The sequence below is a fragment of the Burkholderia sp. BCC0322 genome, assembly GCF_902833045.1.
GTDB lineage: Bacteria > Pseudomonadota > Gammaproteobacteria > Burkholderiales > Burkholderiaceae > Burkholderia.
The window spans coordinates 145,672-166,924 of record NZ_CADFDU010000003.1 but is presented as its reverse complement, the minus strand read 5'-3'; the positions used below and the strand labels follow the sequence as shown (position 1 = coordinate 166,924).

Below are 21,253 nucleotides of genomic sequence, written 5' to 3'. Positions count from 1 at the left end.
GCCCCCTGCAGACTCGCCCGAAATGGCGCATCGTATCGGCTGGCCAACGTCGGCACGGACGCGCCGGGATCCGCCCGGTAGCGCCGCGCCGCCGATTCCAGGAGGACCCACGATGCCTGTCAGCTCCGATACGCCCGCTCGCCCGGTGAAGACGCCGGGCCCCGATCACCCGATCACGGTCGAACCGCACCCGCGGCGCGTCGTGGTCAAGGCGGCCGGCAAGGTGGTCGCGGATACGCGCCGCGCGCTGGCGCTGCGCGAAGCCGCTTACCCGGCCGTGTTCTACATCCCGCGCGAGGACGCCGACCTGACGCTGCTGCAACGCACCGACCACGCGACGTACTGCCCGTACAAGGGCGACGCCGCCTACTACTCGATTCCGGCCGGCGGCGAGCGCGCGGTCAATGCCGTCTGGACCTACGAGGCGCCCTATCCGGCCGTCGATGCGATCCGCGGGCATCTCGCGTTCTATCCGGATCGCGTCGATTCGATCGAGGAAAGCCCGGCCGGCTCCGATTGAGGGTCGCGTCAGCCGTTCATCGAGCGTCGGCGCGGGCCGCCGTGCCGACGGCGCTTGTGCGAATCACCGGCTCGACACATCTTCAACGAGTCCGCCGCTGATTTGCATATGCGCATTCGTTGGTTGGCCGCCGGCGCGCATGGACGTATCGTCACGAGTCCGGCGCGGGCCGGCCCGTGGCGTACAGCGCCCGCACCCGGCCCCGCCCTGCGCCAACCGCGCGCCTTTCGCGCGCGGCCCGCTCCTTCGCACGCAGGACGCCTCGATGAACGACACACCGCACGCAGACGTTGAACCGACACCGGCGAACCCGCATCGCCGCCAGTGGCTGCAAGGCGCGGCCGCCGGGCTGGCCGGGCTCGCGCTCGGCCCGCTCGCGGGCCTGCCCGCGCACGCGCAAGACAGCGGCACGCGGCTGCGCATCGGTTTCCAGAAATACGGCAACTTCGTCGTACTCAAGGCGCGCGGCACGCTGGAGAAGCGGCTCGCGAGCCAGGGCGTCACCGTGCAGTGGCTTGAATTCCCGGCCGGCCCGCAATTGCTCGAGGGCCTGAACGCCGGCGCGATCGACGTCGGCACGGTCGGCGAGACGCCGCCGATCTTCGCGCAGGCGGGCGGCGTCGATTTCGTCTATATCGGCAACGAGCCCCCCGCGCCGCAGGGCGAGGCGATCGTCGTGCTGCCCGATTCGACGATCCGCACCGTCGCGCAGCTGCGCGGCAAGAAGGTCGCGTTCAACAAGGGTTCGAACGTCCACTTCCTGCTCGTGAAGGCGCTCGAACGCGCAGGCCTGACGTATGCCGACATCCAGCCGATCTACCTGACGCCCGCCGACGCCCGCGCCGCGTTCGTGCAGCGCAGCGTCGATGCATGGGTGATCTGGGATCCGTACCTGGCCGCCGCCGAGCGGCAGATCGGCGCACGCGTGATCGCGAACGGCGAAGGGCTCGTGCGCAATACGCAGTACTACCTCGCCGCGCGCAAATACGCGGCCACGCACCCGCAGGTGCTGCGCGCGCTGCTCGACGAAGTCGACGCGGTCGACCGCTGGGCGCGCGACCATGTGCCCGAAGTCGCCACGCTACTGTCGCCGCTCGTCGGCCTCGACGCGCCGACGCTCGAAGTCGCGCTCAAGCGCGCCGGCTACGGCGTGCAGCCGATCGGCGACGCGACGCTCGCCTATCAGCAGACCATCGCCGATACCTTCAGCGCACTGAAACTGATTCCGGGCAAGCTGTCGGTCGCGAGCGCACGCTGACGCGGCGCCGCTACCGGCACACGGCGCGGTACGCGTGCATCAGCATGCGGGCGTCGCGCCGATGCGCCGCCATTCGTCGTAGTCGGTGACGAGGCCTGCTTCGTCGACCGCGACATCGGCCGCATACGTGCCGCTTTCGTAGCGATACACGTGCTCCGCCGTACGCGTATAGCGCTGCTCGCCGCGCACGAACTCGAAATCCGGAAAGCGCAGCCACGCGGTACGAATCACGGCCGACTCGCCGACGGCCAGCCCGAGCCGCCGGATCGGCAGCGTGTTCGTCGACGGGCTGAAACCGAGATCGACGTCGGTCGCGCCCGCGAGCGCCGGTACGTCGACGCCATCGATCGTCCATCGCCCCGCGTCGCACGCGATATCCCACTGCCGCGGCGGCTGCATGCCGCCCCACTGCGTGATGCGTGCCGAGCGCGTGAGCCAGTCGGCGCCACATGCGATCGCATATTCGATGCGAAACGGCGTGCCGTCGATCGCGCCCGACACCGAACCCGACAGGTCGATTCCCGTTCGCGACTCGACGAGCCGGCACCATTCGGCCGCCTGCCACGTCCGCACGGTCTGCCATGCGACGCAGCGCGTGCGCACCACGTCATCCTGTTGCGTCATGTCTTCTTCTCCAGTCGATCGCACGGAAACACATTGTCACGCATCGCACCGGCGAACACACGCGGCTTCGGCAACCGATGGTCAGTATCGGTTCGCCGCGCACCTTCGCGCCGCCCTGCTTTGGTACCATCCGTCGATCGGCATCAACCGGAACCGGACAAGGGGCGCGACTTCATGGATTTGCTGGCGACGATGCGCATCTACGTCAGGGTGGTCGAGCGCGGCACGATGTCCGGCGCGGCGCGGGATCTCGACATCGGCCAGCCGGCCGTCAGCGAGCGCATCGAGCGACTCGAGAAGCATCTCGGCACCCGGCTCCTGTTGCGCAGTGCGCGCACCCTTGCATGCACGGAAGAAGGCCGGATCTTCTACGAACGCAGCAAGGCGCTGCTCGAAGCAGCCGACGACGCGGTCGCGTCGGTGTCGAAGACGGAAAACGCGCTCGACGGCACGATCCGGCTCGCGGCGCCGCAATGCGTCGGCGAGGTCGTGCTGCCGGGCGTGCTGATGCATGTCCGCACCGCGTATCCGAATCTGCACGTCGATCTGGTCCTGAACGACGACCTCGTCGATCCGGTCACCGAAGGCGTCGACATCTCGATCCGCGTCGGACAGCTCGGCGACGGCGGGTTCGTCGCGCATCCGGTCGGCGCGGTCGGCCGCCGGCTCGTCGCCGCGCCGTCGTATCTCGAGCGGCACGGCCCGATCGACACGGCGGCCGATCTCGCAAACCATCCGTTCATCCGCGTGAAAGGCGTCTTCGCCAGCGAACGGTTGCCGCTGCAGCGCGACGGCGGCTCGCTCGACTACGCGCGCATCCGCACGATCATGACGACGAGCCACTGGCGCCCGATGTTCGACACGATCATGGCCGGCGGCGGCATCGGCGTGGTCCAGCAGCCGGCCTGCGCCGACGCGCTCGCGGCCGGCACGCTCGTCGAGCTGCTGCCGCGGTACGTGATTCCCGACTTCGCGCTCAACGTGCTCGTGCACGCGCAGCGGCCGCTGCCGCCGCGCGTGCAGGCCGTCGTCGACCTGCTGAAGCAGGACCTCCCGCCGCTGCTGGCCCGCCCCGCCCGATAACGGCGGCGACCGCCGCCCCGTCACGCCTGCAGCGACTTCCCCGGCTCCTTCACATGGGCGTCGACTTCCATCTGGTAGAAGCGCGCGCTGACGAAGCCGAACAGCGTCCAGCCCAGGAACACGCACAGGCCGCCGAGCATCAGCGCCTGCTCGCCCGAGCTGAACAGCGCATAGAAGCTGTATGCGGTGGCCACCATCGCAATCACGTTCGTCAGCAGCGCCTTCGCCGGCGGCACCTTCGCGACCTTCTGGATCGTGATCAGCGCGGCCATCGACATCACGTAGGGCACGAGGTTCGTGACGACCGCGAGATCGACGATCTTCTGGAACTGGCTGCTCAGCTCCGGGCTGATCGTCATCAGCGCCAGCGCGACCTGCGCGACCAGCAGGATCACCATTCCGACGATCGGCGTGCCGGTGCGCGTCGCACGCGCGAACACCGGCAGGAAGTAACCGACGTCCGCCGAGCTCTTGAATACCTGCGCGACCGTGAACTGCCAGCCGAGCAGCGAGCCGATGCATGCGATCACCATCAGCGCGGTGACGATCGTGCCGACGGTCGGCGTAAACATCGTCGCAAACGCGATGCCGAACGGCGCATTCGACTTCGCGAGGATCGCGTTGGGCACGATCCCCGCGATCACGTTGGTCGACACGATGTAGAAGATCGCCGACGCGATCGTGCCGCCGAGCACGGCGATCGGCACGTTGCGCTCCGGATTCTCGACGGCGTCCGAGTTCGCGCACGCCGATTCGAGCCCGAGGAAAGCCCACAGCGTCACCGCGATCGAGCTGCCGACGGCGGGCCCGAACGGCATGTTGTTCGGATTCCACGCGGCGCCCCAGGTCGCGCCGCTGAACCAGAACCAGCCGATCAGCGACACGACGACGACCGGAATGATCACGCCCCACACCGTCACCGCGCCGATCCGCCCGGTGATGCGCGAACCGCCGAAGTTCGCGACCGTCGTCAGCACGAGCAGGAAGATCGTCCAGAGGCCGGTCTGCACCGGCGACAGCGTCGCATCGAACAGCACGGTGCCGTAGCCGACGGCCGTGACGCCGATCGCTACGTTGGCGATCACGAGCGACAGCCCGTACGTGTAGTTCGCCATGTAGTTGCCGGCCTTGCCGAACGCGTATTCCGCGTAGCCGCCCATCCCGCCCGGCTTGCGGCTCAGCATCCCGCAGCGCGCGAATGCATAGGCCAGCGCGAGCGAGCCGCCGGCGGTGACGATCCACGACAGCAGCGAGATCGTGCCGACCTGCGCGAGCTTCGACGGCAGCAGGATGATGCCGGAGCCCATCATGTTGACCGCCGTGAGGATGGTCAGCTGCCAGACGTTCATCCGGTTCTTCGGCGCGGCCGCCGGGGCCGCGTCGGATAGGCGCGCTGCGTTTTCCATGATGTCGATCCTTCGATGTGAGGCCGTTGGACGGCCGGTCGCTCGTTCAGGCCGTCAGACAGGTCACGCGGTACGTACCGTCCTCGACTTCCACGCCGTGCGTGTCGTGCGCGAAGCCCGGGAAGCGTCGGTCGTACGCTTCGAGCGCCTTCAGGTAGCCGAGCACCGCGCCGCCGGCCGGCCCCGCGTTCTCGCCCGGCATCAGCAGCGGAATACCCGGCGGATACGGCACGACGCCGGTGGCGACCGTGCGCCCGGCCAGCGCGTCGAGCGTGACCTGCTCGACGCGGCCCTGCACCAGATGCTCGTACGCCCGCACCGGGCTCATCTCCGGCTTCGGCAGGATCGAGAATGCCTCCGACATCAACCGCGTCGTGCCGAGCTGCTCCATCGCCGCGAACATCGTGTCGGCCAGGTCCTTCAGCCCCATGCCCGCATAGCGCGAGCCATGCGCCTTTACCAGTGACGGAATCGCCATGTCGAGCGGCAGGTTCGCGTCGTAGTCGCGCTTGAAGTCGCACAGCGCGCTGACGAGCGAGCCCCACTTGCCCTTCGTGATACCGATCGAGAACAGGAACAGGATCGTGAAGTCGGTGGTTTTCTCGACGACGATCCCGCGTGCATCGAGATACGCGGTCACGACGCTCGCCGGAATGCCGACCGGCATCAGCCCGCCGGCCGGCGCGACGCCCGGCGTGACGATCGACACCTTGATCGGATCGAGCATGCAGTAGCCGTCCTCGATATTGCCGAAGCCGTGCCATTGCGCGCCGGGGCGCAGCACCCAGCATGACGGGTCGCTCGCCAGCAGCCCCGGCGGCGCGTCGTGGAACGGCAGCGTGCGGCCGGTGCGCGTCTCGAGCACGGTGTCGGGCTGCCAGCACTCGAAGAACCAGTCGCCTTTCGCGCCAAACTCGCCGTTCATCCGCGCGATCATCTGCCGGAACGCGACGGCCTCCTCGATCGACTCGTGCGTGAGCGCTTCGCCGCCGGGGCCGTCCATCATCGCGGCCGCGACGTCGTTCGACGCGATGATCGCGTAGTTCGGCGACGTCGACGCGTGCATCATGAATGTTTCGTTGAACTGGCCATGCGGAATCGGGTTGCGGCCGTCGCGCACGTGGATGTACGACGCCTGCGACAGCGCGGTCAGCAGCTTGTGCGTCGATTGCGTCGCGAACACCGTCGGGCGATCCACATGATGGTCGCGCGGGTCGCCGTGCATCGCATGGCGATCGCGGTAGATCGGATTGAAACGTGCATAGCCGTACCAGGCTTCGTCGAAATGCAGGCGGTCGACGCTCGCGCCGAGCAGCTCCTCGACACGCGCGACGTTGTAGCACAGGCCGTCGTACGTCGAGTTGGTGACGATCGCATGCTTCGGCTGGCGATCGGCGAGCCCGGCCGTGAGCGGGTTCGACGTGATCGCCTCGCGGACCGCCGCCTGCGTGAGGCGCGCCGACGCAATCGGCCCGATGATCCCGTAGCGGTTGCGCGTCGGCACGAGGTAGGTTGGAATCGCGCCCGACATCGTCATCGCATGCTCAGCCGACTTGTGGCAGTTGCGGTCGCACAGCGCGATCTGGTCGCGGCTCACGCTCGCCATCAGGATGATGCGGTTCGACGTCGACGAGCCGTTCGTCACGTGATACGTGCGATGCGCGCCGAACACGCGCGCCGCGTAGCGCTCGCTTTCGCCGATCGGGCCCGAGTGGTCGAGCAGCGAGCCGAGCTCGCCGACCGAGATCGACAGGTCGGAACGGAACAGCGCTTCGCCGAAGTATTCGAAGAACGCGCGGCCGACCGGCGATTTCAGGAAGCCCGTGCCGCCCGTGTGACCGGGCGTGTGCCACGAGTATTCGTAGACGCGCGAGAATTTCGCGAGCGCGCCGAACATCGGCGGCAGCACGGTTGCGCGATAGCGTTCGATTGCCGCGTGGATGCGCCCGCCGATGAAGTCGGCCGTATCCTCGAGCAGCCACACGAAATCGTCGACCTGGCCCATCACCGCGGACGGCACCGTCGATGCGACGCTGCGGTCGGCCAGCAGGAAGATCGGCACGTTGCCGTTGCGATGCCGGATCGCGTCGACCACGGCCTCGGACGGCCCGTGACCGTCCACGCCGAGATCCCAGTCGAGCAGCACGCACTGGATCGACGGATCGGAGCGGATCAGCATGATTGCATCGTCGGCCGAGGTAGCCGTGATCACGTCGATGTCGCGCTGCGCGAGTTCCGCGCTCAGCGTGCGGACCGCGCGCCCGGTTGCGGTTTCCTGCGCAATCTCGTCGTCGACCAGGAGCGCACGCATGCCGAGACGACGAATGCCACCGACGGACATATTCATGTTGTTGCCCTCGTTGTTCCGATGCTTTGTTGGGGTGATGCGTCTCACGAGCACGCGGACGGCAGGCCACGGGCGGCGGCGTGAGACGCTCGCAAATCCGGTTTGATTCGCCATCCAATTCGGTGCCGACTATGCCATAGATGCCTTTTGGTGAAAAGCAGACGATTCGGCGAAACTGTCGGCCATTTTCAATTGGAATTTCACGATCGGTTCATTTTGATGTGCATTGCAGCGTGTCAATTCCCGATTATCTGGTCGTTCTCATTCCGCACCGGGATTGTCGATTCCGCTCGATTGAATTCGCCGGGTTTTGTTGCTACGATCGGCTGCGCCATGCATTCACCGATGGCGGCTGCGCCGTGCCGCGCAGGGCTTCTTCGTGCGGCGCACCATTCGGCATTCAGCATTCGCGGGAGCGTTTCAATCGGCTACGGCGCGCGTCGGATGATGCGAATTACACGCCCGTGCGAATGCGGCTCCCGTTTCCGCACATTTACGGGAGAGTTCGCGTGAGCCTGTTAAAAATCGCAGTCGAGCCGGCGCTGATTGATGCCTTTCTCACCACGCACGAACAGGTTGACGTATTCCAGACTGATTTCACGAATATCGCGGCAATCGTCGTCGGAATCGATTTGGCGCAACAGGTGCTTGAAGCCGTCGAAAGAACCGGATTCGCGATTCCGTTCTTCGTCGCGGTCGAACCCGGCCAGGAAGTGCCGCCGTCGATCCTGCCGAGCGCGAGCGGCGTGATCCAGCTCCGCCACGGCGGGCGCCACTACTACGGCCGGCAGGTCTCCGCCGCCGCCGACATCTACAGCGAGAACCTGCTGCCGCCGTTCTTCAAGGTGATGCGTGAATACGTGCAGCGCGGCTACGTCGAGTTCGACTGCCCCGGCCACCAGGGCGGCCAGTTCTTCTCGAACCACCCGCTCGGCCGGATGTTCTTCGACTTCTTCGGCGAGACGATCTTTCGCGCCGACCTCTGCAATGCCGACGTCCGGCTCGGCGACCTGCTGATCCACGAAGGCCCCGCGCTGGAAGCGCAGCGCAATGCCGCGCGGATCTACAACGCGGACAAGACCTGGTTCGTGCTGAACGGCACGTCCACGTCGAACAAGGTCGTCACGAGCGCGCTGCTCGCCCCTGACGATCTCGTGCTGTTCGACCGCAACAACCACAAGTCGGTGCACCTCGGCGCGCTCGTGCTCTCGGGTGCGCGGCCGGTCTACCTCGAAACCGCGCGCAACGCGTGGGGCCTCATCGGCGGCGTCGACAGCGCCGCGCTCGACGAAGCGCGCATTCGCGACGCGATCCGCGACGTCGCGCCGGAACGCGCCGACCGGCCGCGCCCGTTCCGGCTCGCGGTGATCCAGCTCGGCACCTACGACGGCACGATCTACAACGCGCGGCAAATCGTCGACCGGATCGGGCACCTGTGCGACTACATCCTGTTCGACTCGGCGTGGGTCGGCTACGAGCAGTTCATCCCGATGATGCAGGACTGCTCGCCGCTGATGCTGACGCTCGGCCCCGACGATCCCGGCATCTTCGTCACGCAGTCGGTCCACAAGCAGCAGGCCGGCTTCTCGCAGACGTCGCAAATCCACAAGAAGGACAGCCACATCGAAGGCCAGAAGCGCTTCTGCGATCACCGGCGCTTCAACAACGCGTACATGATCCATGCGTCGACCAGCCCGTTCTACCCGATGTTCGCGGCGCTCGACGTCAACGCGCAGATGCACGCCGGCCCGGCAGGCAAGCGCCTGTGGCGCGACTGCGTGGCGCACGGCGTCGATGCGCGCAAGCTGCTGCTCAAGACCTGCCGCCAGATCCGTCCGTTCGTTCCCCAGAACATCGACGGCCGCCCGTGGGCCGACTACCCGACCGAGCAGATCGTCGACGACCTGCGCTTCTTCCGCTTCCACCCGGCCGACACGTGGCACGGTTTCGAAGGCTATGCGGACAACCAGTATTTCGTCGACCCGTGCAAGCTGCTGCTGACGACGCCCGGCATCGATCGCGACACGCACGAGTACGCGCCGTTCGGCGCGCCGGCACCGATCCTCGCGCGCTACCTGCGCGAGCACGGCGTCGTGCCCGAGAAGGCCGACCTGTATACGATCCTGTTCCTGCTCACGCCTTCGGAGAGCTTCGGCAAGCTGCAGCATCTGGTTGCGCATCTCGCGCAGTTCGAACGTCATCTCGACCAGGACACGCCGCTGCGCGAAGCAATTCCGTCGCTGTGCGAAGCGTATCCGGAGCTGTACGGCAACATGCGCCTGCGGCAGCTGTGCCAGCGGATGCACGACTTCTACCGCAGCCACGACATGAAGCATCTGCAGAAACGGATGTTCCGGCGTGCGCAGTTCCCGAAGCAGGCGATGCTGCCGCAGGCCGCGAACGTCGAGCTGATCCGCAACAACGTCGAGCTCGTCACGCTCGATCGCATCGAAGGCCGCATCGCGGCGGAAGGCGCGCTGCCCTATCCGCCCGGCATCTTCTGCGTGGTGCCGGGCGAGGCATGGGGCGGCCCGGCGCTCGACTACTTCCGCGCGCTCGAAGCCGGAATCAACGCGCTGCCGGGTTTCGAGCCTGAAATCCAGGGCGTCTATCTGCAAACGCAGCCGGACGGCACGAAGCAGGCCTCGGCATACGTGGTGGCAACCGGCACCGACGCGTCACGCGCGTAATCGAATTCGGCCTGGCGCGCTCGGGTACGCAGGCATCGCGACGTGGCCCGCGCGACCGGCTGCGAGCGCATCGTCAATGCGTGACGGGCGGCGCGGCGCGACGTGCCCGCCCGGCGCATCACCACGCCTGCCGGTAGATCTCCAGCGCGTCGGCCTCCGTCACCTCGCGCGGATTGTTCACGAGCAGGCGCGTCTGCAGCATCGCATCCGACGCCATCCTCGGCAGGTCACCTTCGCCGATGCCGACCTCGCGCAGCGTGCGCGGGATGCCCGTCGCGACGATCAGCCGGTCGATCTCGGCGATCAGCGCGTGCGTGCGCGCTTCATCGCTGCCCGTCGCCGACGGCGCGACGATCGCCGCGAGTTCCGCATACAGCGGCGCGGCGGCCGGCGCGTTGAAACGCAGCACGTGCGGCAGCACGAGCGCATTCGACAGCCCGTGCGGCACATGGAAGATTCCGCCGACCGGATAGGCCAGCGCATGCACGGCCGCGACCGGCGCATTCGCGAACGCCTGCCCCGCGAACATCGCGCCGACCAGCATCGCCTCGCGCGCGTGGCGGTTGCGGCCGTCGTCGCACGCCGCGAGCAGGTTGCGCGACAGCAGCGTCAGCGCGTGCACGGCCAGCATGTCGGATACCGGGTTCTTGAGCCGCGCGGACGTGTAGGCCTCGATCGCATGCACCATCGCATCGATGCCCGTCGCGGCCGTCGCCGCACGCGGCAGGCCGAGCGTCAATTCGGCGTCGAGGATCGCGAGATCCGCGAACAGGTGCGGCGACACGACGCCCATCTTGCGCGCCTCGCCGACCGTGACGATCGACACGGCCGTCACTTCGGAGCCGGTGCCGGCCGTCGTCGGCATCTGCACGAGCGGCAGTCGCGCGCTCGTGACCTGGTCGACGCCGTACATGTCGGCCAGCGCCTGCCGCCCCGGCGCGAGCACCGCGATCAGCTTCGCGACGTCCATCGACGATCCGCCGCCCAGGCCGAGCACGATCTCGGCATCGGCCGCGACGGCCCGTTCGGTCGCTTCCAGCACGACGTGCTCGGGCGGATCGGCGATCACGTCGTCGATCACGGTGACCTGCCAGCCGTGCGCGGCGAGGCTCTCCAGCGCGGGCGCGAGCACGCCGCTGCGATGCAGGAACGCGTCGGTGACGACACACAGCCGCACGAGCGCCGGAAAGCGTTCGCGCAACAACGCGCCGAGCCGGCGCGCGGCGCCGAATTCGACGACCTGCGTCGCAACGGTACGGAATTGAAACGGGTTCATCGGGTGCCTCCCGGCGGCGTCGCCGTGCCGGTGTCCGGCTGCACCATGTAGTGCGTCACTTCGCGGCGATCGAGCAACGGAATGATCGCGCCGAACCCGATCCGCTGGAAATGCGGCGTTTCCCGATGCACTTCGAGGCCATCCGCGTCGCGATAGCGTTCGAGGATCACGACGTGGTCGGGGTTCTCAGGCGACCGGAAATACGCGTAGTCGAGGTTCTTCGGCTCGGCGCGCGTCGCCAGCGCGAGCTCCGCGAGCAATTCGATCACGCGATCGCCGTTGCCGGGTTTTGCGTAGAAATGCGCGATGACCTGCAGGTAAGGTTCGTTCATGGTGCGCTCCGGGTTCGACTGGGGGCCGTCACGACGCGGACGCACGCGATGCGCGGCGAACCGGAAGGATTCGAACGCGACGGCGCAACGCCGTGACACTGGCTGGCCATCGCATTGTATTGAATCGGCGCGGCCTTCGCAGTGGCACTACCGCGCAACGAAAAACAGGGCGGATCGCAACTGGCCGCTACTCGCGCAACGCGCCGGCTACCACGGCACGGTCCTCCCCAGGTAGTCGAGATATTCGAGCCCCGGGCGCGCACGCTTTGCGATCAGCACGTCGACGAGACTCGGCACGCTTTGCTCGATCGTCAGGCGCGCATCCGGCCCACCCAGTTCCGTGCGGACCCAGCCGGGCGCCATCAGCACCATCGCACGCCGCGTATCGGCCTGACGCGCCGCGAAGCTGCGCATGAACTGGTTCAGCGCGGCCTTGCTGCCACGATAGACCTCGCGCATCCCGCTGACGTTGTTCGCGACGCTGCCCTGCCCCGATGACATCGCACCGATCAGGCCGTCCGCGGTCACGAGATCCTGCAGCGTCTCGATCACGCGCATCGGCGCCAGCGCGTTCGTGATCATCACGCGCACGAACTCGTCGGTCGTCACTTCGCCGATCGTTTCGGTTGGTTCATTCGTGGTTCCCGCATTCACGAACAGCATGTCGAAGCGCCGGCCCGACAGCCGCTCGCGCAGCGCAGCCAGTTGCACCGGCTCGCAGATGTCGAGCCGGCCGGCGAACCGGTCGGCGAGGTCGTGCAGCTTCGTGCGCCCCGATCCGGCGCGCACGGTGCCCGTCACGCGCCAGCCTTTGTCGAGGAACGCCTCCGCCATCGCGAGCCCGAGGCCGCGCGAGGCCGCGACGAGCAGGATCGCGGGCGCCTTCCCTTCAGATACAGTTGATTGCATGGTTTCCGCCTTTGCCGGGTTTCGTCATGCCGCCACTATAGGTACGCATCACGGCAGGCGCCAGACGCACCCGATTCAACTCATAGTTGCAGCGAACGCCATGCCAAACCGCGTGGAGGCGTATCCTGTCGCCATGGAAGACATCGACCTGAACCTCGTCACCGCGCTCGACGTACTGCTGTCGGAAGGCAGCGTGACCGGTGCCGCGCGCCGGCTTGGCCTGAGCACGTCCGCAATGAGCCGCACGCTCACGCGTCTGCGGCTGTCCATCGGCGATCCGTTGCTCGTGCGCGCGGGGCGCAAGCTCGTGCCGACGCCGCACGCAGCGGCGTTGCGCGACCGCGTGCACGCGATCGCCAGCGATGCGCGCACGGTGCTGCGGCCGGCGACGGCCGACGTGGACATCGCGACGCACGCCTCCACGTTCACGATCCGCACGTCCGCATCGTTCATGGAAATGCTGTCCGGCCCCGTGGTCGCCGCACTCGGCGAAATCGCGCCGCAGGTGCGCATCCGCTTCGTCCCGAAGCCCGACCGCGATCCGCAAGCCCTGCGCGACGGCGCCGTTGACCTGGAAATCGGCAAGCGCGGCGACGATGCGCCCGAGTTGCACACCCGCATGCTGTTTCACGACTGGCACGTCGCGGTGGCACGCGCCGGACACCCGCTGTTCGCATCGGGCAGGATCACGCCCGCGCGCTATGCGGCCTGCCAGCACGTAATCGCGTCGCAGCTCGGCGATTTCGGCGGGCCGGCCGACCACTCGACCGACCAGGCCGGCCCGAACCGCACCGTGCACGTCGTCGTACCGGGCTACCCCGATGCGATGCGGGTCGCGGCCAGCACCGACCTGATCGCGCTCGTGCCGCGCTCAAGCCTCGGCAACGCGTTCGCGCCGGGGCTCACGGAGGCCCTCGGGCTGCGCAGCTTCGAGATCCCGGCGCGCCTGCCCGAGATCCTCGTGTCCGCGCTGTGGCATCCGCGCATGCACGGCGATCCCGTGCACCGCCGCCTGCGCGAGGTGGTCATCGCCGTCTGCCAGCGCGCGTATCCGGAGGCCCGCGCACCGCGCCCGCCGGCCCGCCGCACCGGCACGCGTGCGGTGGGCTGACACGCGGCTCAGACCAGCCGGCCGCCGCCGTCGATGTGCAGGATCTCGCCGTTCATGAAGCCGTTGCCCAGCAGGAACGCGATCGCTTCCCCCACTTCGTCGGCGCGCCCGACACGGCCGCCGGGCAATGCCGCCGCGGCGCCCGCGAGGATCGTGTCGCGCGCTTCCGGGCCGAACGCGTCGTAAAGCGGCGTCTCGACGAAGCCCGGGGCGACGACGTTCACGCGAATCGGTTTCAATTCCAGCGCGAGCGACTGCGCCAGCGCCTCGACACCACGCACGGCGGCGGCAATGACGGACACGCCCTGCGCGGCCGGACGATCCGACAGTTGCCCGCCGGTCAGCACGATCGAGCCGGTCGCGGGCATCCGCGGCAACGCCGCGCGGATCGCGTAGACCGGCCCGGCGATACGCTCCTGCAGCGCGGCGAGCAGGTGATCGGGATCAGTCTCGCTCAGCTTGCCGGCAATGAACCGGCCGGCCGTGACGACCAGATGGTCGACGCGCGCGATCCCGTCGAAGACGGCCTGCACCGCATGCCGGTCGGCGATGTCGGCCACCGCGATGCGCGCGCCGCCGATCGCCTGTGCGGCGGACTCGAGCTTCGCGCGGGTCCGGCCGACCAGCGTGAGGCTGGCGCCTTTCGCCTTCGCGGCGGCCGCGGCCTCGAGGCCGATTCCGGAGCTCCCGCCGAATACCACGACGTGCGCTCCGTCCAGTGCCGAAGATTGCGTTGCCTCGTTCATGTCGACTCCTCATCAGGGATTGAAGGTTCGCGAACGTTAGGTCATTCTCAATTGCGCGGGAACATGGGAGACTTGAATAAGGTTCATGCCATAAAGGAATGAGATGGATTCCCTGCGATCCATGCGCGTGTTCGTCCGCGCCATCGAGCTCGGCAATTTCTCGGCGGTTGCGCGCGAGGAAGGCACCGGCCAGCCGACGATCAGCAAGATCGTCGCCGCGTTCGAACAGGAACTGGGCGTTCGTCTCCTCGAACGCTCGACCACGAGCCTCGCGCCCACCGACGAAGGCCGCCGGTTCTACGATCGCTGCAAGCGCGTGATCGACGAATACGCGAGCGCGGTGGCCGAGGTGCGCGGGCAAACGGTGCGGCCGGTCGGCAAGCTGGTCGTCAATGCGCCGCTGGGGCTGGGCGAGCTGAGACTGAACGCGCTCGTGCTCGAATTCCTCGCCGCGTGGCCGGAGATCGAGGTCGAACTGCAATTGACCGACCGCGTGATCGACCTGGTCGAAGAAGGCGTCGATGTCGCCATTCGCCTCGGCCACCTGCTGCCGCCGGATGCCGTGGCCCGCCACATCGCGTCATCGCCGCGCCTGCTGGTCGCCACGCCGGGGTACGTGTCGCAGGCACCGACGCTCCGCCGGCCGGACGACCTCGCGCAGCACGAGTATGTCGGCTACGCGCGCGCGGACATCGGCAACGCACTGACCTTCGCCCGCGGCGACGAGCAAGCGGTCGTTCCGGTGCGTGGCCGGTATCGCGTGAACAGTTCGATGGCCCTGCGGGAATGCTTCCTGGCAGGCAACGCGGTGGGCAGCGGGCCCGCGTGGCTCGTTCAGGACCTGATCGACAGCGGCCAACTCGTCCGGTTGCTGCCGAAGTGGGACATGGTGCCGCCGCACGCGCTGCACCTCGTGTACGCGTCGCGCCGGTATCTGCCGCTTCGGACCCGCACGTTCCTGCAGTTCATGGAGCGGCGGATTCCGGCGCTGCCCGGGTTCCATGCGACCACCGCCCCGGCCGCCATCCCGACCGCCATCCCGACTGGCATCCCGACGGCGCCCGCCTCGCGGCCGGCCCGCTGACCGACGGGCGCCGCGGCCACGGCCGGCCCGGGCGCCGATCCGCCGCCGTTTCCCCGATCCGCCGAATCCCCGCGACTGCAGCGGCGCCGGCGGGCCGTTCGGCTAAAATGCCGCACTTTCCACCTTGTCCGGCCCGCTCGCCATGCATCCCGCCTCCCCCGCCCAGTCCGCCGCGCACGGCGCAGACGACGCACACGCCTCCCGCGACCTCGTCTACGGCCCGAACGACCGGCCGGCGCCGATGGTCGCCTTCGTCGCCGCGCTGCAGCACCTGCTGGCGATCATCGTGCCGATCGTCACGCCCGGCCTGCTGATTTGCCAGGCGCTCGGCGTGTCCAGCCGCGATACGACCCTGATCGTGTCGATGTCGCTCGTGATTTCCGGCCTTGCCACCTTCGTCCAGTGCAAGCGCTTCGGCCCGCTCGGCGCCGGCCTGCTGATCGTCCAGGGCACGAGCTTCAACTTCGTCGGCCCGCTGATCGCCGGCGGCAGCCTGATGGTCAAGCAAGGCACGCCGGTCGAGACCGTGATGGCCGCGATCTTCGGCGTCGTGATTGCCGGGTCGTTCGTCGAGATGGGCGTATCGCGCATCCTGCCGTTCGTGAAGCGCCTGATCACGCCGCTCGTCACCGGCATCGTCGTGCTGCTGATCGGCCTCACGCTGATCAAGGTCGGCCTCATCAGCATGGGCGGCGGCTACGGCGCGATGGCCAAGGGCACGTTCGCGAGCGCGGAGAACCTGACGCTGTCCGGCCTCGTGCTCGGCACGATCATCCTGCTGAACCGTGTGCCGATCGTGTGGGTGCGCAGTACCGCGCTCGTCATCGCGCTCGTCATCGGCTATCTCGCGGCCGCATTCCTGGGCCGCCTCGACTTCACCGGCATGCACCAGGCCGCGCTGTTCCAGGTCCCGACGCCGCTGCACTTCGGCATCGGTTTCTCGTGGTCGCTGTTCGTGCCGATGCTGATCATCTACCTCGTCACGTCGCTCGAAGCGATCGGCGACGTCACGGCCACCAGCAAGATCTCGAACGAACCGGTCGAAGGCCCGGTGTGGATGCAACGGATCAAGGGCGGCGTGCTCGTGAACGGTGCGAACTCGCTGCTGGCCGGCGTGTTCAACACGTTCCCGAGCTCGGTGTTCGCGCAGAACAACGGCGTGATCCAGATCACCGGCGTCGCCAGCCGCTACGTGGGCATCTGGATCGCGGGGATGCTCGTGGTGCTCGGGCTGTTCCCGGTCGTCGCCGGCGTGCTGCAGGCCGTGCCGGAGCCCGTGCTCGGCGGTGCGGCGATGGTGATGTTCGGCGCGGTGGCCGCATCGGGCATCAACATCCTTGCGGGCGTCCATCTCGATCGTCGCGCGCTGCTGATCATCGCGGTGTCGCTCGCGCTCGGCCTCGGCGTATCGCAAGTGCCGGACATCCTCAACAGCCTGCCGCACGCGCTGAAGAACGTGCTGGAATCGGGAGTCGCGACGGGCGGCATCTGCGCGCTCGTGATGAACTGGTTCCTGCCGGAGAAGAAGTAACCGGACGAATCGCACGACGTCGGGCTCCGTGCGACGCTTGCTCGCAGAGAAAGCGCGTACGGACGGTCCGGCGATCGTAACGCATCGCCGCAACGCGGCGCTGCATCCCCCCTACCTTCGCAAGGGCGCCCGGCCGGGCCGGTACACGCCATGTGTCCCGCACGCCACCCTGCACTTCCGACGTGTCTCCGGACCATCGGCCGCGTGTCGATTGAGATCAAACGTCAAACCCGGTCAGGCCGCCTTGGCCGATCAATTTGTGCTGGGTAGAATCACACCATGCCCCAGATCCCCGCACCCAACAACGCCCCCGAAGCGAGCGCCGCTCCGGTCAAGGAACGCGCGACCATCGTCTGCCACCGCGGCGAACAGGTCCTGCTCGTCGCCCGCGCGGCATCGCGTTGGGCCCTTCCCGGCGGCACGATCAAGCGCGGGGAAACACCGCTCGAAGCCGCACATCGCGAGTTGCGCGAAGAAACCGGCATGACCGGCCAGCATCTCGTCTACGCGATGCAGTTCACCGGGCTCGCCAAGATCCATCACGTGTTCTTCGCGGAAGTCGGCCCGGACCATACGCCGCAAGCGAACAACGAGATCGCGAAATGCAAGTGGTTTCCGATCGACAGCGTCGACGGGTTGCGCGCCAGCATTCCGACGAAGCGAATCGTCGAACTCGTTTATCAACACGAAATCAGCAAGGCGTAGTGCATTACTGACGAACGCAGTGATGAGCCGGCGCTCGGCCCGGATCGTCGTGCGTGAATCAGCGGCGCGTGGGCGCTCAGTGCGAGCGCCTTCTTCGCAACTCGTGCGTGGAATAGACGACCAGGAAGATGCCCAGCATCGCAACACCGGACGCCATGAACTCGTTCGCGCTTCCCGAGCTTTGCAGGGACTTCGGGAAAATGCCGAGACTCAATCCCGCGACGGCAAGAAGCAATCCTGCAGCCACGCCCCAGATCGGTCGGGCGGTCTTTTCGATTTTCTTTTTCATACGGCACCGGTCTACAGTCGTTACCTGAACGGTATCGGCAGAAGACGCCGCATCTACCTTCAGTCGTTCCACTATAGCCGGGAAATAATTCGCATACCTTTGGTAATTTTCCCGATCAAGTTTTGTCGAGCGCGATCGTCGGCACAGTCCCGCAATTACGCGTCGATTGAAGCGTGGCGGGTCGAAAAAAGACGGGGTGGCGGAAGGCAGCAGACGCCAACCACCGCTCGCACTGGTCCGCCAGGTAAGACTCCCTCGATCACAGATGGCTTCCTGCCCACGATCCTGCCCATCAATGCTCCATCGGCAATCAAATACCGACCGAGGCATTGTCGGCAAAGGGTCTCCGAGCATATTTCAGCACCGATTCGGGCAATAAGGATTCCGCTGACAAGGATCGTTGTTTGCCGTACGCACGGCGAAGGCGACGGCAACGGGCGCCTGGCCGGCGCACCCGTTGCCGTCCGGCTCAGGATGCGGCCACGGTCACGGTGATAGTGGCTTGACTGCCCGAATTGTCGATGTTCACGTTGAGGACATCCGGATTGGTGTTGCTCGCCACCGTCCAGTTCGCGCTCGAATCGACGAACGAAACCGTGCCGATGATCGCGCCGTTCGAGTTGTCGGTCACTTTCAGCTTGAATCGCGAGGACTCGAAGAAGCAACTTCCGCTGTTCTTCGCCTCGATGTAGATCCGGCCGCTGGCAAGCCGGATGAAGAACTTGAGGTTGCCGTGTTCGACAGCCAACTGGCTCGATGCGCCGCTGGCCCGATCGTAGATCGCGCCCCAGTTCGGATTGCCCGGCACGTCGCCCAGCCAGACAACGTTGTCTGCGATCCACGGGATCGAGATCACTGCGGCAACATCGGAACCGGCGGGAGCCCCCTTGAGCGTCAGATGCAGCAGGAGGCCGATGCCGCTGAAGCCGCTCGTGTTCATGGACGAGTCATTCGCCTGGTATGCAACCTGAACCGTCGTCTGATCGCCCCGGATGTCGGTGGCGTAGCCGAGCTTCGGCACCGTGTCGCTTTGGGGCTGGGACGTCATCGTCCCTTCGTCCATGTATTCGATCTTCCATTCGAGGTCGTAGTCGGTGAAGTTGTCGGCCTCGAAATGAAGAATGAACTTTTTCTCCAGCGCGCCGACGATGAACGGAATCGCTACGAGCGCGCCGAGCACTGCAAGCGGCGGCGCGACGGCCGCCAGATCGATGAAGGCTGCCGCCGCGACCTCGTCGACGGCAATTTCCGCCGCTTCTTCCCCGACGGCATCCGCTGCATCCGATGCGCCATCGGCAATGGCATCGCCGGCAGCGTCGATATCTTCGCCGAGATCCAGCTCGGCCCAGTTGTCAAGGCATGTCTGGACGAACTGCGTGAGCTTTTCCACGATCGGCTTGAAGAGCGCGTCGATCAACGCTTGTCCGACGGTGAGGCCGGGCGGAATTTCGGCAAGGCTGCGTGCTCATGCTGCCCTCTTTCGTCTGTCTACCGAATAACCTGACAATACAGCTGGAGCTGCTTCAGACATACCGCGAAGTCATTTTTAAATAATCTCAAAATCTATTTCATTCACTGCCTCATTCAGCTGAGCTGGACACCACCCGTCAAATTTAACAGGTGGAAATTTACCAAGTTCATCCTACAGTTAACCGCGCCATATAGTGTGCGCATAGGAATGAAAAAAATAATGGGTGGGGGTTATATCCCGTTGCGCCCATAGGTACCGCGCCACTCAATCACCCAGGCTTTTAACTGGAAATCGACGAGGCGGCGTGGTTTGCAAAAAATCGACACCCCTGTTCACATTAGAGAAACTGTAAGGAATATTTATATTTTATGAAAGAAATGCGTATTTTTGACTAGTCATAAAAATCTGGATACGGGCCTCATGGCTACTGGCGCACGGCATTTTCCAATAACACGCGCACCCACTAAAAGTGCCGGATCTTATTTGCTTCGATTTCCAGGTTAATTGACATTTAAATTTTCGCACCCCTTATTGTTTTATATTTTTCAACAATAAAGATTATAAATTTATTGCGGAGATGCCGTGAGCACGATACTGACCTCCCAGCGGATGACTCGTGAAATGACAAATGAACGCACATTGCAGGAAGGAAATTCGGCCGGACATGACGCCATTGCGCTCGACGAATCGGTGGCCGAGCATGAGCAATTGGTCGCGAAGGCGGCAGAAGTCGCCGGCGTGCTCGCGGAAGAATCGCGCGCTGCCGACACCGAGCGCCGCCTGACCGACCGCGCCGTCGCCGCTATTACCGAGGCTGGGCTGATGCGGCTCTTCACGCCGCGCCGGCTCGGCGGCTACGAAGCGGGTCCCGCCACGCTGTTCGACGTCTGCTACGAGCTGGGGCGCGGCTGCTGCTCGGCGTCGTGGGTCACGAGCGTGCTCAACATGGGCAACTACATGATCGCCCACTTCCCCGAGAGCACGCAGGACGACGTGTGGGGCGGCAACCGCGACACGCGCACCGCGCTCATCATTGCGCCTTCGCGCGCCCAGGTCGAACGCGTCGACGGCGGTGTCGTGGTGACGGGAGAGTGGGCTTACGCATCCGGCAGCCTGCACGCCGAATGGATCGGCGCGCTGATCCCGAAAGGCATCGATGCCGACGACGAGACGATCAACCTGGTCCTCATGCCGATGAGCGAGCTCGAAGTCCGAGACTCCTGGCATATCACGGGCATGCGCGGCACCGGCAGCAACACCGTCGTGGCGAACCGGCTGTTCATTCCGCGCCATCGCGTGACGCCTTACGCGCCGATCGTGCAGGGCCGGTCCCGCCTGCCGTCGGAACGGCACCGTCTATATAGCGGCGCGTTCTCGGGCTTGCTGTCGATCGGTCTGCTCGGACCGCAGCTCGGGGCGATCGTAACCGCGCTGCAACTCGTGCGCGAGCAGGCTCACGAGCGCCGCGTCGCCTCGTCCACGTTCAAGAGCCAGGCTGTTTCGCCCGCGTTCCAGACCGATCTCGCCGAAGCGTCGATGATGATCGACGGCGCGCGGCTGCACGCCCGCCGCATCGTCGAAACGGTCGAACACCATGCACTGGCCGGCGTCCTGCCCGACGAAGTGACGCGTTCGCGCTTTCGGATGGAATCGACGCGCGTCACGCGCCTGTGCCGCGAGGCCATCGATCGCCTCATGACAGCCTACGGCAGCGCCGCCTTCATGGAATCCAATCCGCTGCAGTTGATCTGGCGCGATCTGAACGTGGCGAGCCGCCACGCGGGCTTCGGGATGGGCATTCCGCAACTCGTCTACGGCCGCGCGCTCGTCGGCCTCGATCCGCGCGAAATCAGCTACCTCGTGTAATCCCG

The 21,253-nt window shown here is 66.3% G+C and carries 18 protein-coding genes; 9 read left to right on the top strand and 9 right to left on the bottom strand.

Annotated elements, in window-relative coordinates; translation table 11 throughout:
* Positions 1-112: 112 nt before the first annotated feature.
* Positions 113-520 (top strand): DUF427 domain-containing protein, encoded by a 408-nt coding sequence (locus HWX39_RS11105; RefSeq protein WP_175967965.1) that lies wholly within the window; start codon positions 113-115, stop codon positions 518-520.
* Between the two features lie 265 nt (positions 521-785).
* Entirely contained in the window at positions 786-1,778 is a 993-nt protein-coding gene (locus tag HWX39_RS11100; protein ID WP_175967963.1) for a sulfonate ABC transporter substrate-binding protein, read from the top strand.
* Positions 1,779-1,817: 39 nt separating this feature from the next.
* On the opposite strand, the gene HWX39_RS11095 is transcribed toward HWX39_RS11100, so the two are convergent.
* Complete coding sequence (locus tag HWX39_RS11095) at positions 1,818-2,402, bottom strand: putative glycolipid-binding domain-containing protein (protein WP_175967960.1); 585 nt, start codon at positions 2,400-2,402, stop codon at positions 1,818-1,820.
* Positions 2,403-2,576: 174 nt separating this feature from the next.
* On the opposite strand from HWX39_RS11095, the gene HWX39_RS11090 reads away from it, so the two are divergent.
* Complete coding sequence (locus tag HWX39_RS11090; protein WP_175967958.1) at positions 2,577-3,485, top strand: LysR family transcriptional regulator; 909 nt, start codon at positions 2,577-2,579, stop codon at positions 3,483-3,485.
* Between the two features lie 20 nt (positions 3,486-3,505).
* Here HWX39_RS11090 and potE read toward each other — a convergent pair whose 3' ends face one another.
* Positions 3,506-4,891 (bottom strand): putrescine-ornithine antiporter, encoded by a 1,386-nt coding sequence (gene potE, locus HWX39_RS11085; protein ID WP_175967956.1) that lies wholly within the window; start codon positions 4,889-4,891, stop codon positions 3,506-3,508.
* A gap of 46 nt (positions 4,892-4,937) precedes the next feature.
* The gene (locus HWX39_RS11080; RefSeq protein ID WP_175967954.1) at positions 4,938-7,238 is read right to left on the bottom strand and encodes an Orn/Lys/Arg decarboxylase N-terminal domain-containing protein; all 2,301 of its coding nucleotides are present in this window, start codon (positions 7,236-7,238) and stop codon (positions 4,938-4,940) included.
* Positions 7,239-7,747: 509 nt separating this feature from the next.
* Here HWX39_RS11080 and HWX39_RS11075 point away from each other — a divergent pair.
* Positions 7,748-9,928, top strand: a complete 2,181-nt coding sequence (locus HWX39_RS11075; protein ID WP_175967952.1) for an ornithine decarboxylase — start codon at positions 7,748-7,750, stop codon at positions 9,926-9,928.
* Between the two features lie 118 nt (positions 9,929-10,046).
* On the opposite strand, the gene HWX39_RS11070 is transcribed toward HWX39_RS11075, so the two are convergent.
* From HWX39_RS11070 to HWX39_RS11060, 3 genes are all read right to left on the bottom strand, one after another.
* Positions 10,047-11,204 carry an iron-containing alcohol dehydrogenase gene (locus HWX39_RS11070; RefSeq protein ID WP_175967950.1) on the bottom strand — a complete coding sequence of 386 codons (1,158 nt, stop codon included), beginning with the start codon at positions 11,202-11,204 and terminating at the stop codon, positions 10,047-10,049.
* Complete coding sequence (locus HWX39_RS11065) at positions 11,201-11,536, bottom strand: putative quinol monooxygenase (RefSeq protein WP_175967948.1); 336 nt, start codon at positions 11,534-11,536, stop codon at positions 11,201-11,203. Before HWX39_RS11065 ends, HWX39_RS11070 begins: the two co-directional genes overlap by 4 nt.
* 207 nt (positions 11,537-11,743) lie before the next feature.
* Complete coding sequence (locus HWX39_RS11060; protein ID WP_175967946.1) at positions 11,744-12,445, bottom strand: SDR family oxidoreductase; 702 nt, start codon at positions 12,443-12,445, stop codon at positions 11,744-11,746.
* A gap of 133 nt (positions 12,446-12,578) precedes the next feature.
* Here HWX39_RS11060 and HWX39_RS11055 point away from each other — a divergent pair, with 133 nt between their 5' ends.
* Complete coding sequence (locus HWX39_RS11055; protein WP_175968515.1) at positions 12,579-13,556, top strand: LysR family transcriptional regulator; 978 nt, start codon at positions 12,579-12,581, stop codon at positions 13,554-13,556.
* A gap of 8 nt (positions 13,557-13,564) precedes the next feature.
* On the opposite strand, the gene HWX39_RS11050 is transcribed toward HWX39_RS11055, so the two are convergent.
* Complete coding sequence (locus tag HWX39_RS11050; RefSeq protein WP_175967944.1) at positions 13,565-14,302, bottom strand: SDR family oxidoreductase; 738 nt, start codon at positions 14,300-14,302, stop codon at positions 13,565-13,567.
* Between the two features lie 103 nt (positions 14,303-14,405).
* On the opposite strand from HWX39_RS11050, the gene HWX39_RS11045 reads away from it, so the two are divergent.
* The 3 genes from HWX39_RS11045 (at position 14,406) to HWX39_RS11035 (ending at position 17,622) form a co-directional block, all read left to right on the top strand.
* On the top strand, positions 14,406-15,386 hold the full coding sequence (locus HWX39_RS11045; RefSeq protein ID WP_244134970.1) for a LysR family transcriptional regulator: 981 nt from the start codon (positions 14,406-14,408) through the stop codon (positions 15,384-15,386).
* 142 nt (positions 15,387-15,528) lie between these two features.
* A complete protein-coding gene (locus HWX39_RS11040; protein ID WP_175967942.1) occupies positions 15,529-16,917 on the top strand; it encodes a nucleobase:cation symporter-2 family protein in 1,389 nt (462 codons plus the stop codon).
* A gap of 279 nt (positions 16,918-17,196) precedes the next feature.
* Entirely contained in the window at positions 17,197-17,622 is a 426-nt protein-coding gene (locus tag HWX39_RS11035; RefSeq protein ID WP_175967940.1) for an NUDIX hydrolase, read from the top strand.
* 76 nt (positions 17,623-17,698) lie between these two features.
* Here the strand turns inward: HWX39_RS11035 and HWX39_RS11030 are convergent, their stop codons facing one another.
* Complete coding sequence (locus HWX39_RS11030) at positions 17,699-17,911, bottom strand: hypothetical protein (protein ID WP_175967938.1); 213 nt, start codon at positions 17,909-17,911, stop codon at positions 17,699-17,701.
* 469 nt (positions 17,912-18,380) lie between these two features.
* Entirely contained in the window at positions 18,381-19,328 is a 948-nt protein-coding gene (locus HWX39_RS11025) for a hypothetical protein (protein WP_175967935.1), read from the bottom strand.
* 675 nt (positions 19,329-20,003) lie between these two features.
* Here HWX39_RS11025 and HWX39_RS11020 point away from each other — a divergent pair.
* Positions 20,004-21,248, top strand: coding sequence for an acyl-CoA dehydrogenase family protein (locus HWX39_RS11020; RefSeq protein WP_244134969.1), 1,245 nt, complete (start codon positions 20,004-20,006; stop codon positions 21,246-21,248).
* Positions 21,249-21,253: the final 5 nt, after the last annotated feature.